16 protein-coding genes are annotated in these 16483 nt (G+C 48.9%); 5 read left to right on the forward strand and 11 right to left on the reverse strand.

Annotated elements, in window-relative coordinates; translation table 11 throughout:
- Positions 1 to 18 precede the first annotated feature (18 nt).
- The gene (locus KJS65_RS13605; protein ID WP_306432973.1) at positions 19 to 1176 is read left to right on the forward strand and encodes a GGDEF domain-containing protein; all 1158 of its coding nucleotides are present in this window, start codon (positions 19 to 21) and stop codon (positions 1174 to 1176) included.
- 90 nt (positions 1177 to 1266) lie between these two features.
- A complete protein-coding gene (locus KJS65_RS13610; protein WP_213650269.1) occupies positions 1267 to 2607 on the forward strand; it encodes an RsmB/NOP family class I SAM-dependent RNA methyltransferase in 1341 nt (446 codons plus the stop codon).
- 80 nt (positions 2608 to 2687) lie between these two features.
- Here KJS65_RS13610 and KJS65_RS13615 read toward each other — a convergent pair whose 3' ends face one another.
- The 5 genes from KJS65_RS13615 to KJS65_RS13635 form a co-directional block, all read right to left on the reverse strand.
- Positions 2688 to 3488, reverse strand: coding sequence for a Cof-type HAD-IIB family hydrolase (locus tag KJS65_RS13615; protein WP_213650270.1), 801 nt, complete (start codon positions 3486 to 3488; stop codon positions 2688 to 2690).
- A gap of 115 nt (positions 3489 to 3603) precedes the next feature.
- Positions 3604 to 4356 (reverse strand): pseudouridine synthase, encoded by a 753-nt coding sequence (locus KJS65_RS13620; RefSeq protein ID WP_213650271.1) that lies wholly within the window; start codon positions 4354 to 4356, stop codon positions 3604 to 3606.
- Positions 4353 to 5906, reverse strand: a complete 1554-nt coding sequence (locus KJS65_RS13625) for an RsmB/NOP family class I SAM-dependent RNA methyltransferase (protein WP_213650272.1) — start codon at positions 5904 to 5906, stop codon at positions 4353 to 4355. The genes KJS65_RS13620 and KJS65_RS13625 overlap by 4 nt, the downstream gene beginning before the upstream one ends.
- 124 nt (positions 5907 to 6030) lie before the next feature.
- Complete coding sequence (yjbM, locus tag KJS65_RS13630) at positions 6031 to 6852, reverse strand: GTP diphosphokinase (RefSeq protein ID WP_213650273.1); 822 nt, start codon at positions 6850 to 6852, stop codon at positions 6031 to 6033.
- Positions 6853 to 6876: 24 nt separating this feature from the next.
- Positions 6877 to 7971, reverse strand: a complete 1095-nt coding sequence (locus KJS65_RS13635; RefSeq protein ID WP_213650813.1) for a quinone-dependent dihydroorotate dehydrogenase — start codon at positions 7969 to 7971, stop codon at positions 6877 to 6879.
- A 187-nt stretch (positions 7972 to 8158) separates the two neighbouring features.
- Here KJS65_RS13635 and KJS65_RS30090 point away from each other — a divergent pair, with 187 nt between their 5' ends.
- The gene (locus KJS65_RS30090) at positions 8159 to 8293 is read left to right on the forward strand and encodes a hypothetical protein (RefSeq protein ID WP_272914970.1); all 135 of its coding nucleotides are present in this window, start codon (positions 8159 to 8161) and stop codon (positions 8291 to 8293) included.
- Here KJS65_RS30090 and KJS65_RS13640 read toward each other — a convergent pair whose 3' ends face one another.
- The 3 genes from KJS65_RS13640 to KJS65_RS13650 form a co-directional block, all read right to left on the reverse strand.
- Entirely contained in the window at positions 8294 to 9721 is a 1428-nt protein-coding gene (locus KJS65_RS13640; RefSeq protein WP_213650274.1) for a L,D-transpeptidase, read from the reverse strand.
- 111 nt (positions 9722 to 9832) lie between these two features.
- Positions 9833 to 10081, reverse strand: coding sequence for a ferredoxin (locus KJS65_RS13645; RefSeq protein WP_213650275.1), 249 nt, complete (start codon positions 10079 to 10081; stop codon positions 9833 to 9835).
- Between the two features lie 146 nt (positions 10082 to 10227).
- Positions 10228 to 11523, reverse strand: coding sequence for a DNA polymerase IV (locus KJS65_RS13650; RefSeq protein WP_213650276.1), 1296 nt, complete (start codon positions 11521 to 11523; stop codon positions 10228 to 10230).
- A gap of 178 nt (positions 11524 to 11701) precedes the next feature.
- Between KJS65_RS13650 and cimA the strand changes: the two genes are divergently transcribed.
- Positions 11702 to 13327, forward strand: a complete 1626-nt coding sequence (gene cimA / locus KJS65_RS13655; protein ID WP_213650277.1) for a citramalate synthase — start codon at positions 11702 to 11704, stop codon at positions 13325 to 13327.
- A 59-nt stretch (positions 13328 to 13386) separates the two neighbouring features.
- On the opposite strand, the gene KJS65_RS13660 is transcribed toward cimA, so the two are convergent.
- Entirely contained in the window at positions 13387 to 13941 is a 555-nt protein-coding gene (locus KJS65_RS13660) for a TlpA family protein disulfide reductase (RefSeq protein WP_213650278.1), read from the reverse strand.
- Between the two features lie 225 nt (positions 13942 to 14166).
- Here KJS65_RS13660 and KJS65_RS13665 point away from each other — a divergent pair, with 225 nt between their 5' ends.
- The gene (locus KJS65_RS13665) at positions 14167 to 14622 is read left to right on the forward strand and encodes a M67 family metallopeptidase (protein ID WP_213650279.1); all 456 of its coding nucleotides are present in this window, start codon (positions 14167 to 14169) and stop codon (positions 14620 to 14622) included.
- On the opposite strand, the gene KJS65_RS13670 is transcribed toward KJS65_RS13665, so the two are convergent.
- Both KJS65_RS13670 and KJS65_RS13675 read right to left on the reverse strand, forming a co-directional pair.
- Positions 14609 to 15349 carry an exonuclease domain-containing protein gene (locus KJS65_RS13670; RefSeq protein ID WP_213650280.1) on the reverse strand — a complete coding sequence of 247 codons (741 nt, stop codon included), beginning with the start codon at positions 15347 to 15349 and terminating at the stop codon, positions 14609 to 14611. The genes KJS65_RS13665 and KJS65_RS13670 overlap by 14 nt on opposite strands.
- On the reverse strand, positions 15346 to 16425 hold the full coding sequence (locus KJS65_RS13675) for a DUF294 nucleotidyltransferase-like domain-containing protein (RefSeq protein ID WP_213650281.1): 1080 nt from the start codon (positions 16423 to 16425) through the stop codon (positions 15346 to 15348). The genes KJS65_RS13670 and KJS65_RS13675 overlap by 4 nt, the downstream gene beginning before the upstream one ends.
- Positions 16426 to 16483: the final 58 nt, after the last annotated feature.

Genomic DNA, 16483 nt, shown 5'->3' on the forward strand with positions numbered 1-16483 from the left:
ATTTTCGGGAGCCGATATATGATTATGCCTTATGTGTCTGGATCATCATCTGCCATTCAGGCGGGTATAGCATCCGCTTGCAATCTTTACATCATACTCATCATGACACTGATGTGCCTCATTATGTTCAGCAAGCAGCGAAAAAAAGCGTATTTGTCGATGGTAGCTGCCTTTCTTTTCATTATGACATATGAAAGTCTGAACATCCATTTCGCCTTTTCGCCAGCAAAAGATTCAGCCGGCGACCTCGGATGGACCGCCTATTTGCAGACTTTTTCTCTCCTGCTTCTAAACCTCTCGGTTTATCAGCTTTATAGGCGTATGAATAAGGCTTCCTATACGATATTTGCGATTCTGATACTGCTGCTTTTGGTACCGCTGATTGCAGATATCATTCCATTTGGAGGGACAGGCTGGCAAGAGCTTTACTTGGATCTCTATCCACTTGGCATCCTATACGCAGGCGTTTCCTTTATCTTGCCGCGGATCGGACAGCGCGTGAAGTATTTTACGGGAATCTGCATTTACCTTGTCTATATGGCGCTCGGAATTCTGGCACATTATGCAAACCAGCATGGAGCATGGATCGATACGGCGCTGATATGGATGCCGCTTCTTTACTACACGATCGTGTTTCTGATCTTGTTCGAGCGGATTGTCGAGCTGATGCAGTCGATTTACCGTTCTTCCATCACAGATGGATTGACGAATTTGTACAACCGCCGTTTCTTCACAAAACAGCTTAACCGCTATGTGGAACAGGGTGTTAAGGTGTCAATGATATTTTGCGATATAGACAATTTCAAAAAGCTTAACGATACGCAGGGGCATCATCGCGCAGATCTGGTATTGAAGCAGGTTGCAGCCATTATTGAGGAAGAAGTATCGGATGTCGGCCTCAGTGGAAGATTTGGCGGAGAAGAACTTGTAGCGCTCGTTGTGGACAAGCGGGCCAAGGCGGCTCAAATTGCAGAACGCATTCGTGCCCGGGTAGCTGAAGAATCCATCGTGACCATAAGTGTCGGATACAGCTCTCTGCGCAAGAACGTCACCGCTGAAGAGCTGGTATCACAGGCCGACCAGGCCATGTACCGCTCCAAAACGACAGGCAAAAATAAGGTATCCCCTTACCATACGCCGTCCGCGAAAAAAGAAGCGGAAGAAACAGGAACCTAGCAGTAAGACACCCTACATAAGTTTTATAAAACTTACTACATGAGGATTGCATAAATCCCGTCATAAATGATCTATAAAGGAGTTTGAATCATGGGCAAAGAAATGCTGCCTTCCGCGTACATTGAGCAAATGAAATCTATTCTGGGCGGGGACCTCCCCGCCTTTTTGCACAGCTATGATCTTCCACGGACCCAGGGACTTCGATTTAATGAGCTGAAATCCACGCCTGAACTTAAGCAAGCTGTCATTTCTATGTTCGACCTGAAACCTGTTCCCTGGTGTCCTAACGGCTATTATTATGCTGAAGGATCGAGACCAGGCAAGCATCCTTACCATCAGGCCGGACTCTACTACATTCAAGAGCCTTCAGCTATGTCAGCGGTTGAGCTGCTTGATCCGAAGCCAGGTGAGACCATTCTAGATCTGGCGGCCGCCCCTGGAGGTAAAAGCACGCACATCGCTTCCAAAATGAACAGCCAAGGTCTTCTGGTTTCCAATGAAATACATCCCGAGCGCGCTAAAATCCTTGCTGAGAATATAGAGCGGATGGGCATATCCAACACGCTTGTCACCTGTGCTGCACCCGATGAGCTCTCGCGAAGGTTTCCCGAAGCCTTTGACCGGATCATGCTGGATGCTCCTTGCTCAGGTGAAGGCATGTTTCGCAAGGATCCCAAGGCTTTGGAAGAATGGTCTCCTTCTATGGTTGATATGTGTGCAGTCCGTCAAGCCGATATTCTTGACCATGCCTATCTGATGCTGAAGCCTGGAGGCATGATGGCTTATTCGACATGCACCTTCAACCGCAGCGAAAATGAAGATATGATGGAACAATTTGTCCGGGTCTATCCGGACGTGGAGATTGTCCAAATGAAACGGCTATGGCCTCATCAGGAGTCTGGGGAAGGACATTTCGTAGCTCTGCTGCACAAGAAAGAGAGTCTGGAACACAAGGAACATAAGAAGCGCTCCAGCAAACAGCAGGATAAGAGCAAGAATAAAGCTGAACAGGCTGCGCTCCAAGATTTTGTGGTGTGGTCCGCACTGGATCTTCCCGGGTACACTTTGCCTTCAGGCATCCCTATTCTGTTCGGGGAATCTTTGTATCTGCTTCCTACTCAGGAACCCCTTCAAATCAGCGGACTCAAAATCCCTAGAGCCGGGCTCCATCTAGCGCATTTGAAGAAAAACCGCATTGAGCCTGCTCATGCCCTGGCGATGTCACTCACACCAGAACAAGCCAAGCAGCATGTCCGGCTCGAGATAGATAACCCGCAGGTAGAAGCTTATCTGCGCGGCGAAACGCTGCCAGTGGATTCCACTCTTCGCGGATGGACGCTGGTAACCGTTGATGGCCTGCCTCTCGGCTGGGGCAAAGCAAGCGGAGGCCAGCTTAAAAATCACGTCCCCAAAGGGCTTCGTCAATTCTAATAATCACAGAAGGCAAATTCATTTTTACGCAAAAAAGGGTACCCTGGTCGAATGCTGATCAGAGTACCCTTATTCATTTTTTACGATAAGCAGTATTTAAGCAGTGCAGCGTGGACGCCATCCTCATTATTGGATGCTGTCACTTCGTTTGCAGCCGCCTTAACTTCCAGTGGAGAATTGTCCATGGCAATACCCAGACCGGCAAAAGTGAGCATCGTGATATCATTAAAATAATTGCCGATTGCAAGCACCTCTTCCGACTGCACTCCGCGGCGCTTGGCCAACTGCTTAAGGGCGTTGCCTTTTGAAGCATCCGGATGCATTAGATCCACGAAATACTCGCCACTGCGCAGAATATTGAATTCCGGAGTCCACTTCCCAATCTCCTCATGAACTTTGTCCAGCACGTCAGCGTGATCAAATGCGGTTACTTTGACAATGGGTTCGCTGAATTCCTGAATGGGCGGCAGGTTTACAGGCAGCATCAAAAAGTTTTCATACATGCTGCGCACCTCAACAGCCATACCATCTACGCTGTCGACATACATGTTAAAAGCCGTGTTTACGTCAAAATGAACGCGCTGCTCGCGGAAATAATCCATGTAAGGTAACATCGCTTGGGTGTTCATAGCATACTGGTGAACAACTTCCTTCGTTACCACATCCACGGTTACCGCTCCATTATGGCTGATAACATAGCCTGTCAATCCGATCTCTTCCATAAACGGAATCGAATTCTGCGGACCTCTACCGGTGCAAAGTACAATTTCGGCTCCACTGCGGGATACTTCCTGTATGGTCTTCTTTGTTTGTTCGCTTAATTCATGGTTGTCATTCAGCAGGGTTCCGTCAACATCCAGAGCAATCAGTTTGTATTTCACTTCTCCATCCATCCTTTGAGTCATTTTATCTATAATTTGAGCTATAATAAAGTTACTTCCGATTATTGTAACCCATAATTGTTATCAACGTGTAAGCAGTATTTTTATTTCAAGATTATTCGTTTCGCTGCAGTAAGCCAAGCTCATCATCCGTTAATTCACGGTATTCGCCCAGTTTCAGAGATGCATCCAGATTCAGGCTGCCCATGCGGAGCCTTTTCAAATAAATGACCTTTTTGCCAACCGACTCGAACATCCGCTTAACCTGATGAAATTTGCCTTCATGAATTGTCAGCTCTATCCGGGACAGTACCTCATCCTCCTGCCGCTCCTGCTCCAGAATAACGAGCTCGCCGGGAAGCGTCACATAGCCGTCATCCAGCGTGACTCCCTTGGCAAACTGTTCTATATCCTCCCTGTTAACATCACCGGAGACCAGCGCCAAATAAGTCTTGGGCACATGCCGCCTAGGAGATAACAATTCATGCGACAGCTTGCCGTCATTGGTCAGCAGCAGCAGTCCTTCCGTATCTTTGTCCAAACGTCCGACCGGAAAGGGTTCAAACGCCAAAAGCTCCGGTGGCAGCAGATCCAGCACCGTCCGGTCACGATTATCTTCGGTAGCCGAAACCACCCCTGGGGGCTTGTGAAGCATCACATAAATAAACTCTTTGTAGATGACCTGCTCCCCGTCGATTAAGATCATATCCGTTTCCGGATGAACATGCAGCCCGCTGTCTTTTACGCGTATATCATTTACCATAATCAATCCCTGTTTGACGTACTTCTTAATTTCGCTACGGCTGCCGTACCCCATATGGGTCAGCACCTTATCCAGTCTCAGGGTTGTTCTTCCTTTCCCGCTCATACCGAGGTCCACCTCCACCCTGCCGGGTAATCGTTTTTCAGAAATCCGTCCTGCCATGTTCCAAAGCCTGCAGAATATCCATTGATGCACACAAGCACATATCCCTTGACGTTTATGCCTTCGAAACATACGATGCGTTCAGAATCCACGTTCAGTGTCTCACCTTTTAAGTAGTGTACTGCCTCACCCGTTTCCGTTGATAAATGGAGTACACGGCAAAACTCATGAGATTTCAGAGCGGTGGCTAACGGATGGCTAGGAATAAAGCGCCCGTTCTTCGCGTCCCCTGTATACCAGCCTGGACGCACAACCTTCAGCCCGTCCAGCGCATCAGAAGGAAGCGGAGATTGATATATATGCTGACCATACACAATCGTGTATCCTGCCGGCTTAAAAGACAGATGGCTGTTGATAAACTGCTCGTACGCCTCAAGCTGTCCCGTCGTCTGATCCACCATGGAAGATTTTGAAGGAGCTTTACCTTTTTTACCGCCGCTGCGCACTCGTTCAGAGCGTGTGTTATCCTTGCTGCGCAGACGCCCTTCTTGCGAATCCCCAGATGCAGAAGTAATCGGCAGAACGCGGGACTCATTCTCCTCTATACCATCATGCTGAAGCACCGCAAGGTAATGTCCTTCGCCTTCAATAAGATGCGGCCACAAGCGTGCTGTGTGCTCTGTCTGCTCCCAAATTTTCTCCGGAATTGGCTGGGTTATCTCTGCATTTTCCCGAACCCAAGCCGTTTCTCCTTTGGCAAAAAGTCCGTCTTGTACAGGTGCAATAACATGGAAATGCTCGTGACTCGTGAGGAATTCAGCAATAATTGCTTCGTTTTCTTCCGGAGAGAAGGTACAAGTGGAATATACCATCCGACCTCCTGGTTTCAGCATGGCAGCCGCCGATTTCAGAATATCACGCTGCATAGCGGCATACTTGGTGGGCGAATCAACGGTCCATTGACGGATCATATCCTCATCTTTGCGGAACATGCCCTCGCCGGAGCATGGAGCATCCACGAGGATTTTATCGAAAAAGGAAGGAAATTTGCCGGCAATTCGGTCCGGGTGCTCCTGAAGCACGATCCCGTTTCGCACACCATACAGCTCCAAATTTTTGGCAAGTGCTTTCGTCCGCTCTGAATTCAAATCATTGCTGATCAACATACCTTGACCTTTAAGCTTGGCCGCAATCTGGGTTGATTTTCCGCCAGGAGCCGCGCATAGGTCCAATACCCGTTCACCCGGCTGAACATCCAGTAATTCGACCGGAGCCATCGCACTAGGTTCTTGTATATAATAAAGACCGGCATGATAATACGGATGTCTTCCCGGTCTTTCACCTGTTTCCGTATAAAATCCCGTAGGGCACCAAGGTATCGGCTTCAATGGCCACGGACTTAATGCAAGCATGTCCTCCACGGAAATTTTCAATGTATTGACCCTGATTCCACTGTATGGATTATGGTCGTATGAAGCGACGAAGCGATCGTAATGCTCCTGTAAAAGCGACTTCATACGCTCCTCAAAAGCTGCCGGCAGCTGCAGTGCCATGTTATTCATCATCCTGTTCTGTCTCGAATAAAGTGAGTTCGTCCATTTTAACACACTTAGTGAAATCTGATAAATAAAAACCAGCCTGCTGTCCATTAGACGGCAGGCTGAACTTCTATAATATCTAATCTTCGTGTGAATCTTCCTTGCGGTAAGCCGCCATCATCTGTTGGACATCTTCCAGCAGCTCCTTCATTTCCTCCATGTCACGCTGGGCACCCTGATTGGCCCAGATCCGGTTAAACCGTTCCTGGAATTCCATCGCCTCATTGACAAGATGGTAAAAATAAAGCTGATGAATCAAGATCAGTACCCGGGAAGTCACGTTTGAATCATCTTCGAATTGTTTCTGGGCTATCAGGATTTCTTCGCGTATGCTGGACATCTCGTTATCCAGCACCGCGGCGGCTTCGGCTGCCTTCTGCAGCCGTCTGCGCATTTCATCCGGCAGACTTTCGCGGTATTTATAGCTTAAGGAATGCTCAATCGTTGCCCAGAAGTTCATTGCAAGCGTCCGGATTTGAATTTCAGCGAGCACCTGCTTTTGACCGAGTGCGGTTTGCACAGGGTATTCCACAATCATATGAAAGCTGCGGTATCCGCTTTCCTTGTAATTCGTAATGTAGTCTTTTTCATATAAAAGCTTCAGGTCTTTACGCTTGCGAATGTACTCAGCTACACGCCGGATATCCTCCACAAACTGGCACATGATGCGTATTCCGGCGATATCCTCAATTCCCGTTTCCAGCTGGTCCATCGGCACGTTTAATCGTTTTGCTTTCTCCAAAATGCTGGATATCCGTTTCACACGGCCCGTCACAAATTCGATGGGCGCGTACTCTTCGCGTTTCTTCAGCTCCGCACGCATGGTTTTGAATTTGACTTTAAGTTCTTCAACGGTTTGCTCGTACGGAAGTAAAAACAATCCCCAATCCCTGCCGTCCATTCACATGCCTCCTGTCTGTCACCCTCAGCGATGGTCTGCCCCTACGGCTTCGGAAATATGTGATAATCCGTCACGGCGCAGAAGCTCCCTGAGGCCGGCGTGAAGCCGGCGGTTCACTTCGGGCCCTTCGTATATAAGTGCAGTATAAATTTCGACCAGACTTGCTCCGGCCCGAATTTTCTCGTAAGCATCCTCAGCGGTAAATATGCCCCCGGATCCGATGATCGGCAGCCTCCCGCCGGTCTGTTTGTACACGCGGGAAACAACCTCCGTTGATCGTGCCCGCAGCGGCCTGCCGCTGATTCCACCTGTTTCTTTCTTATTCGGGTGGGTTAGGCCATCCCTCCCAATCGTTGTATTCGTCGCGATAATTCCAGAAATCCCGCTCGCAGAGAGGGCGTCTATCATCATCTCAAGCTCCTCATTACTTACATCCGGAGCAATTTTAACCAGAATATGCTTGGATTCACCATGTATTCGGGCCTGTTGTTGCATTTCATTCATGATATGCGCGATCAGCGAGGAAAGCTCGCTGCCATACTGTAAATTCCTTAGGTCCGGGGTATTCGGCGAGCTAATATTCACGACAAAAAAATCGCCGTAAGGATACAGCTTCCGAATACATTCCAAATAATCATTATAAGCTTCCTCGTTGGGAGTCACTTTGTTTTTTCCGATATTGACAGCCACAGGAATCGATCTTGATTTCAGGCGGGACAGCTTCTGTGCCATAGCTTCCGCACCTTCATTGTTAAATCCCATCCGGTTTAATAGTGCCTCATCCGGAGGCAGACGAAATAAGCGGGGCTGGTCATTACCGGGTTGTCCCTTCGGTGTGACGGTCCCAACTTCCATGAATCCGAATCCGATAGAGGAAAAGCCTTCAACCGCTGCCGCGTTTTTATCCAGTCCTGCCGCCAATCCAACGGGGGTTGGAAAATGAAGTCCGAATAAATCGACTGCCAAATCCGGCGTTTCGCTCACGCCGTACATACTCTGCAAGAGGCTGGAGCCTCCCGGCAGGGATCCGGCTGTATGTAAACCTCCGATCACCATATGGTGCGCTTTTTCCGGGTCCATCTTAAAGAAAAACGGTTTTGCCACATTTCGGTACAGCACTTGATACTCTTCCTCTCTATCCACAGTTGTGTTCTCTAACCTTAAGTTTATCCTTTTCCGGTGTAAAAGGAAAGTTTTTTACCTTGTCCTGGTACGTGTTTCTTTCCCTTGTCCTGCTGGTATTTTAGGGATAAACCCATTACAATTGAGGTATCCACTGAATTTGATAGAAAGAGGGTTGAACTCTATGGCAACCAAGCGCAAGCCTCCGACACTTCAGCAAAAAAAGGAAGAAGTGAACAGAAAGGCTATTTTTTGGTCCGGCCTCAGTTTATTGCTTCTCATTCTGCTGATTGTCGTGCTGATTATCTTTAACACCTGATTACAGCCAGTGGTACGTCTTTTGGGGGTTTGTCTGATCCTGTTCCCGGTTCGTATGGAATCTTTCCTTCGGAACGAGCACTTCATCAGGCAAAGCCCCTTTACTAATGAGTACTGGGGTTCCCATCGGTACCAGGTCAAACAGCTCCTCGACATCTGTTTTACTCATGCGTACGCAGCCCTGGGACTCGTCGGCACCTACACTGGCGGGTTCATTTGTTCCGTGGATGGCATAATTTGTTCCGGAAAGCTGCATACCCCTGCTTCCGAATTCCCCGTCTGAGTGACCATTCGGATTCATCACTTTATCAGTGATTACGTAATTGCCTTCCGGCGTGCGTATGCCTCCAAGTCCCACCTTATAATTCCGTAAAATAATACGCCCGCTGACAACTGCCAGCCGGTGATTGCTTTTATCCACGACAATTTTCAGCGGCTCTTCAAAAAACGGTCTGTTGCCCCATGTTTTCGAAAATGCCCCTTTCCCTTTTGCGCTGTCTGCTGCTTCATTCGCAGCCGATGGCTCCTGACCCGCGGTTTCTGACTTCACTCTTTGCAGCAGCGGCTGAAAAGCTTCCTTCATGCCTTCCGTCGTACCCGATACCCAGTTACCCGGAAATGGGCGAAGCAGATCACTCATCTTTTCAGGAAATTCGCCGGTATTGTTCTTATATGCTTTAATTGCGCTGTATAACAGTGCCTGCTCTTCTTGTTCCCCCGTCCAGGCGAACGCAGCTCCCGACAGCTTGCTTCCATCCGGAGGCTGGCAATTGCATGTTTTGGGATTATAAGACTGGTAGGCTAAAGCGCCAGAACCGTTATTTTTCAGTGTATAACTCAGGGGCATTTCCCTGTTCCACATCAACCATTTCCCCTGTTTTTTCAGCTCCAGTACAGCAAGCTTGCCCTGCAAAAGTTGCATATGGGTAAAAGGGCCCGGTTCAATCTGCTGATCACCTGCTCCAAAGCCGCCTTCCTGCGCCGCCGTAAACATAACCAGATCTTCATCCAGCGTTGCATGCCCGCTGCCTTGATTCCCGGCATCCTGTTGTTGATCTTTCGCAGTCGCTCTTTCCGGATCATTATTAAGCGGAGCTTCCTCTGCCTTCTTGCTCTGGCCCGGCGCATCCACCGACGGAACCAATGCAAGCAGCAGCAGCATGAATACGATGAGCGCACGGCGCATTCGAACAGATCTGCGGTCTTTTTCCTGGGCCTGCTGCAGCAGCTTGGATTCATACTCTTTCCAAATATCTGAAGGCATTTTACTGGTTTCAAAAGCCTCAAATATGCCACCGGATTGATTAAAGCAGTAGTTCGCCTTGCCGTGCTGCCCGGCTTTTTCATATTCCTTGCCAAGCAAATACCAGCCCATTTTATTATCCGGGTGCATCTGCACATATTTTTTAAGGTAATGCGAATTTGCCACGGGATCCTCCATCATTACAATTGTCTTTTTCTATATATATCGGTTGAAGAAGAACAAAAAAACATCCTCCATCGGGCCTATCCGATGTAAGGATGTCTTCTTGGTTTCTCTCTATTGTTCAACTACGACCTGAAAAGGAGTATCTGCAATCTGGATGGAATCCGTCGGGCAGCCGTCTGCCGCATCCTGGAGATCATCAAACATTTCCTCCGGGATCTCGGTTACGCCCCGGTTGTCGTCACCATCATACACGACTTCCGCAAGCCCCTCGTCATCATAGTCGTAAATATCTGGCGCCGTAGCACCGCATGCCCCGCAGGAGATGCATGTATCCTTATCAACCCAGCAGTATTTTGCCATGATGTTCTCTCTACCTCCTATTGCAAGTAACGAGTATTTCATCCGGCCATGATATGGCCGCAAGCCTAATCGTATAGCATCTACCCGTTAGAAGCCTATGACAAAAATCACTTATACTTCATGTTCAGCCTGTATATATTGAATGATTAAGGAAGATCAAGGCCTTCTTTGTTTACAAAATCCATTTGCAGTGAGGTTCCTCTTACCTTGTGATTACGAAGCAAAACCGATGGATCATCTCCCAGCATGCCTGCAGTGACCACTGCATTTTCTCCGAACTTGTTGCGGAGCATATCCATCGTTTGCGTTAATGACTCCTTTTTGGGATGCTTTTCATATTCGAAAAGATCCAGCTGAATCGCCGCTTCGCTCTTCGGAATCAAATGCTGGAGCGTTATTCCCAGGAGCCTCACTGGCTTATCCCAGCTCCAGTGCTCCACATACAGACGGCGGGCTTCTTCATAGATATCAGCCGCATTCTCAGTAGGTGTAGCCAGCGCATGGCTGCGGGTAATGGTTTTCATATCCGGTGTGCGGATCGTAATCTGTACCCCGCCCGCTACAAGTTCCTGACGCCGCAGCCTCCGTGCGACCTGATCACTGATGTTCAGCAGGACCCGGTTTACATCCTCACGGGCCTGAATGTCGGTCGGAAGCGTCGTTGTATGGCCGATCGATTTGTTCTGCTCTCGCTCTTCCAGGACGGGGGAGTGATCGATACCGTTGGCCGCCTGCTTCATCCAAGCACCGACTACACCGAAGACCCGAATGAGTATCTCTTCCTCGGTTTTTGCCAGCTGCCCGATCGTGTAAATTCCGAGCTTGCGCAGCTTTTCAGCTGTTTTGCCTCCGATGCCAAACAGTTCACCGCATGGGCGATCCCATAATATACGGGGCACATCGCGGATACGAAGGACAGAGATCCCCCGCGGCTTTTTCATATCCGATGCCATCTTGGCAAGCAGCTTATTGGGTGCGATCCCCACCGAGCATGGCAAAGCCAGCTCCTCTTCAATTCTCCGCTGGATTTCCTCCGCGATCTGCTGCGGCGTCCCGAACTGCCTCGAACCAGATATGTCCAGGTAGCATTCGTCAATGGAAGTTGCCTGCATGAGCGGTGTATAGGAATACGCTATTTTCATAAATGCGGACGAGTATTTACGATATAAATGGAAATCAGGCTGAATGATAATCAGATCCGGACACAGCTTCAACGCCCGGTTCACATGCATTCCGGTGGATATTCCGATCTGCCTGGCAGCATAGGAGCAGGTCACAATGATTCCTTTGCGCAGCTCAATGCTTCCAGCCACCGCCGTTGGCTTGCCTCGGTATTTTTCCGGTTCTTCCGCCTCATGGACCGAACAGTAAAATGCATTCATATCCACATGTAAAATGACCCTGCCGTTCGATGGATAATAAGCGTCAATGTCAGTCTTCATGAATCCTTCACACCTTCGCAAAATTTCATTATTTCCAGCATAACGTTCCTTGAAAAGGAGGTCAAGAAAACAGCATGCCGGTAATTCACGGAATTCTTTGTTACATTCCCGCGTAAAAATGCTATAATAATTTACTATAAATAATCGAATTCATAAGACTTCCAAAGGAGGACGCTTCATGTCTAAGTCCATATCCATCTTCGACACTACCCTGCGCGACGGCACCCAAGGCGAAGGAGTCAGCTTGTCGGCGGACGATAAACTCAAAATTGCCAAAAAGCTCGATGATCTTGGTGTTCAATATATTGAAGGTGGGATTCCGGGAAGCAACAGCAAAGACATTGAATTTTTCAAAAGAGTGCAGCAGCTCGGACTCAGCGCCAAAATCACGGCATTTGGAAGCACAAGACGTAAAGACAGCCAGGCAGACCAAGACGCGAACCTGAAGCGGATGATCGAGTCCGGTGCCCAAGCCGCAACGTTGGTCGGCAAATCATGGGATTTTCATGTGCATACCGCACTTCAAACAACGCTTGAAGAAAATCTGGCTATGATTTATGATTCCATCGCTTATCTGAAGCAGCAGGGTCTTGAGGTGATTTTCGATGCAGAGCATTTCTTCGACGGATACAAAAATAATCCCGAGTATGCAGTCTCCGTATTGAAAAAAGCACATGAAGCCGGAGCGGATTGGCTCGTTATGTGCGACACCAACGGTGGAACGCTCCCACATGAAATCAGCGGCATCGTCACCACCCTTCATACGGGTCTGCCGCAAGCAAATCTCGGCATACACACCCATAACGACTGCGAGCTCGCGGTTGCCAACACGCTTAGCGCGGTACAGGCCGGTGCCCGTCAGGTACAGGGAACCATCAACGGCTACGGAGAGCGCTGCGGCAACGCTAACCTCTGCTCGATTATCCCGAATCTGCAGCTCAAGCTCGGATATGAGTGTATCGGCGAGGAACGCCTGAAGCAGCTGACCAACACCGCGCGTTATGTTAGTGAAATTGCAAACGTAAACATGCCGGTGAATCAACCGTATGTCGGAAATGCGGCTTTCGCCCATAAAGGCGGTATCCACGTATCTGCAATTCTCCGGGATTCCAGAACCTACGAGCATATCGTTCCTGAATGGGTTGGCAACAAGCAGCGGGTGCTGGTATCGGATCTGGCCGGGCAGAGCAACATTGTCTCCAAGGCACATGACATGGGTCTGGACTTCGATTCCACGAATGAATCATCCCGCAAGGTCATTGACAAGATCAAGGATCTTGAGCATCAAGGTTATACTTTTGAGGCCGCGGATGCCTCCCTTGAGCTGCTGCTGCGCGAAACTGGTGAAGAAATGAAAGAGCTCTTTACCTTTGAATCCTTTAAAATGCTGGTTGAAAAAACAGCTGGGCGGCCGGTTGTCTCCGAAGCCTTTGTGAAGCTAAATGTAGCGGGCAACAATGTTTACACTGCCGCTGAGGGCAACGGTCCGGTCAACGCTCTGGATAATGCGCTGCGGAAAGCCCTGGTTCAATATTTCCCAACCATTAAGGAAATGCATTTGTCCGACTACAAGGTTCGTGTGCTGGACGAAAAGGACGCAACAGCGGCCAAAGTACGTGTATTGATCGAATCACGGGATATTAACAATTCCTGGAATACGGTCGGGGTATCCGAAAATGTCATCGAAGCAAGCTGGGAAGCGCTTGTGGACAGTATGCGGTATGCTTTGCTCGGGCAAATCCTGAGCAATGAACGTGACTTGGATGGGCCGTCTGCGGAACACCGGGGTCTCGTCAATCATTAATTAGTAACCTCAAAAAAACCTCGGATGTCCTGTCAGGACACCGAGGTTTTTTCATGAGGTCATGATTTAATCAAATGCTTCAATTTCTTCTCCAAATCTTTGGGCGGCAAAATACCAAGCACAACTTCCTGGACGACTCCGCGCTTGTCGATCAGCACATTAGTTGGAAAGGCGATCCCCTTATACTGTGTTTCGTAAATATCAGCTTTCAAGTCCAGCATCACCGGGAAATTCACGCTATATTTTTCGATAAATTTTTGGGCATTCTTTTTATTATCGTATTTGGTAACGTTAACGCCGTAGATGTTTAGGCTGTCCTTATATTTCTCGGCAAGAGCGTTCAGCTCAGGAGCTTCCTGCTGACATGGACTACACCAGGACGCCCAAAAATTGAGCAAAATTGCCTTATCCTGCTGTCCGCCGACATGATAATCATTTCCGTCCAGACCTTGTGCTGTAAACGCCGGGGCTAGCAGCCCCGCCTTGGGTCCCGTCTCGGTCGGCATCGCCTTTTCATGCTGGAATACCGACTGGATGCCGGGTCCCGCATTTTGATAAACCGCGATACCGATTAATACGATCACGCCAAGAAGAATATATAGATTACGCTTCATGGTTGTTTTCGTTCCTTTTCATAGAGTTTCTATCCTGTATTGTACCCTCTTTTCACCGTAACTTACAAATGGTTTGCAGGAAATTTGCAAAAAGAACAAAATAACCCTATAAAAAGAAAATTACACACCGAAGATCTATTTCAGTGACTTTGTAACGTTCAGGAATAATCACAAAAAAATGCCTCTGCTACTTAGCAGAGGCCATACGAGAGGGGAGAACTACGGTTGACAGAGCCTCATGGAACCAGGCAAGAAATTTCGCTCAGCGCCTTGTGCGGAAGGCAGATAGCCGAGCATCTGTTTCTCCGATTACCATATGAAGCCTGCGGTGTATTGCGGGGTAAAGCTACAGCGGGCGGCATGCGGATCGATACCTTCGTTCCAATGCGCAACGTAGCGCCTGACCCGCTGCACCGTTTTGTCCTACATCCCGAAGACTGGGTAAGAGAATGCTTGCGGGGTGATGGCCTCGTCGGCCTTTTCCATTCCCATCCCCACTCGCTGCCTGTTCCCTCCGAAGAGGATCTGCAGCAGCTGCCTCTATTCGCGGATCTGCTCAGGGTCTATATGATCGGCAGTCCGGACGAGACGAATGAGAAAGTGCAGTTAAACGGGTATTCTATCTTGAAAGGAATGGATGGTCTGTACACGCTGCAGCCTGCAATTGTTAAGCATGGCTGAGACAGGCATATAGATCACCCAGCGTATCGGCCATTCTGCTCTCTGCAATTTCCTTAAGATATGAAGTCCAGAGCTGAGCCGTCATCTTCGCATCTTCTAGCGCATGATGTCTTCCTTCAATCGGAATGCCCTTCCCTGACAACAACGAGTCCAGCGAATAGCTCTGACGGTTAGGGTCCAGCCATCGTGCGATCATCATCGTATCAATGAGGCGATGACTGAGATTAACCTTGGATGTTTTCCAGAGAGCTGCATTCAGAAATGATTTATCATGCGCACTGGCATGAGCTACCAACACCCTGTCTCCGATAAAATTCATGAAATCATGCAGACCGCTAATGAGGGGCGGCGCCTGATCAATCATCGGCTGCGTAATGCCTGTCAGCTCGGTGATATGCCCGGGTACCGGCCGTTTGGCTTGAACCAGCGTGTAAAATTGTTCTTCTTCCATGATGTATTCGCCGTCTGCCTTCAGCGCCCCAATAGATAGTATTTCATCCCCTTGCTGAACATGAAACCCGGTGGTTTCCAAGTCGAAAATGACCGTTTTAAGCTTATGCAGTGGTGTATGAAGCGTTTCCGGTCTGCGCTGTTCCCGCATCAGAGAGCGGATAAAGGCCATCTGCTGAGCTGAAGTACCTCCCATTACGGATGATATAGCAGATGGTACTCCTCCCTGGCGCAGCATGCTCCAGAAGCCGCCATTTCCGCGCTCCGGGGTTTTCATGACCTTCTCCTCTCAGCAAACCGCAGACGTCTCTGCAGTGCCCGGTGGGTGCGCCTCACGGTCGTAAGGCTATCACGAAGCTTATAGAGCAGCGGTTTTTTCTTCAATTCGGATTGCGGCAGGTATCCACTGCTGGAGTAAACGCCGTTCTTCACAGTAAAGGAAGCCGCTGCGCGAAGCGTCAAAGCTGTCAGAAAAGCACGCTGGCAGTTTTCAAACAGCATGTTCCCCCCATCAAGCAAAGATAATTTTTCCAGACGCTTCAGCGTGGATGTCTCGCCAATCCCTTCTTGTAAAGCCATGTACCGGATACTGTTCACCAGCGGGATATACACACCATATTTCACATCAAAATCCCCGGCATGCTCTCCAAAACGTTCGGTTACTACCTGTCCAAGAACATTCAGCGTCGCCTTATGCCTGACGGTATTCCTCAAAATAGCTGTCGCCATCTCAGGAGATTCATTCATGCTGCGTTCAAAAAACTGTTTCCATGCCACGACAAGCGGACGTTCCCCCGAAATAAATCGCATATCCGAAGCTATCATCAGGTTGCGGACAGGCTCCCAGCTGAAATCCTGATGCCAGCTTGTCATTTGCCCCTTCCACTCCGCTAGCGTTTTGCGCCATAGCGGCTCGGAGCACATGACTTTCCCTTTGCATTTTTCGTATCCCAAATATTCCAGCAAATTGGACAGATGACGTCCAAATGTGTGGAAGTACATCTCTTTTTCTTCATGGACTTCGTCACTGAGGATCAGCCCGTTATCCTGGTCGCTCCAAAGTGTGGATTCACGGCGTCCAGAGCTTCCAAACACCACAAAAGCATAAGGAACAGGGGGCGGGCCGTAACCCGCCGCTTCCAGTTCATATTCACATAATGCCGCCGCTCTGGCTGCAACATCATCATGCATGTCATTCACAAGCGAGGTCCATGCCTCAATCGGCAGCAGTGTATACAGATGCTCCAGCTGCGTTTGGCATTCCTGTCGTTTATTTTTCAATTGTTCACGCGAAGCTGCATATCTGATGCCTTCCAAATCCGGCTCACTTTCGGCGTATTTCATCGGCTCCATCGCTGCACCTCCCTGTCAAACCGCTGCTGGAGCTTATGATTTAATGTAGTATATTGGG

Origin of the sequence: Paenibacillus sp. J23TS9 (assembly GCF_018403225.1) — a bacterium.
Classification (GTDB): Bacteria; Bacillota; Bacilli; order Paenibacillales; family Paenibacillaceae; genus Paenibacillus_AQ.

Bases quoted from the DNA above. Each gene is read 5' to 3' on its own strand.
- KJS65_RS13605 (WP_306432973.1), top strand. From the start codon at position 19: ATGATTATGCCTTATGTGTCTGGATCATCATCTGCCATTCAGGCGGGT.
- KJS65_RS13610 (WP_213650269.1), top strand. From the start codon at position 1,267: ATGGGCAAAGAAATGCTGCCTTCCGCGTACATTGAGCAAATGAAATCT.
- KJS65_RS13620 (WP_213650271.1), bottom strand. From the start codon at position 4,356: ATGAGCGGGAAAGGAAGAACAACCCTGAGACTGGATAAGGTGCTGACC.
- KJS65_RS13625 (WP_213650272.1), bottom strand. From the start codon at position 5,906: ATGGCACTGCAGCTGCCGGCAGCTTTTGAGGAGCGTATGAAGTCGCTT.
- yjbM (WP_213650273.1), bottom strand. From the start codon at position 6,852: ATGGACGGCAGGGATTGGGGATTGTTTTTACTTCCGTACGAGCAAACC.
- KJS65_RS30090 (WP_272914970.1), top strand. From the start codon at position 8,159: ATGGCAACCAAGCGCAAGCCTCCGACACTTCAGCAAAAAAAGGAAGAA.
- KJS65_RS13645 (WP_213650275.1), bottom strand. From the start codon at position 10,081: ATGGCAAAATACTGCTGGGTTGATAAGGATACATGCATCTCCTGCGGG.
- KJS65_RS13650 (WP_213650276.1), bottom strand. From the start codon at position 11,523: ATGAAGACTGACATTGACGCTTATTATCCATCGAACGGCAGGGTCATT.
- cimA (WP_213650277.1), top strand. From the start codon at position 11,702: ATGTCTAAGTCCATATCCATCTTCGACACTACCCTGCGCGACGGCACC.
- KJS65_RS13660 (WP_213650278.1), bottom strand. From the start codon at position 13,941: ATGAAGCGTAATCTATATATTCTTCTTGGCGTGATCGTATTAATCGGT.
- KJS65_RS13670 (WP_213650280.1), bottom strand. From the start codon at position 15,349: ATGAAAACCCCGGAGCGCGGAAATGGCGGCTTCTGGAGCATGCTGCGC.
- KJS65_RS13675 (WP_213650281.1), bottom strand. From the start codon at position 16,425: ATGGAGCCGATGAAATACGCCGAAAGTGAGCCGGATTTGGAAGGCATC.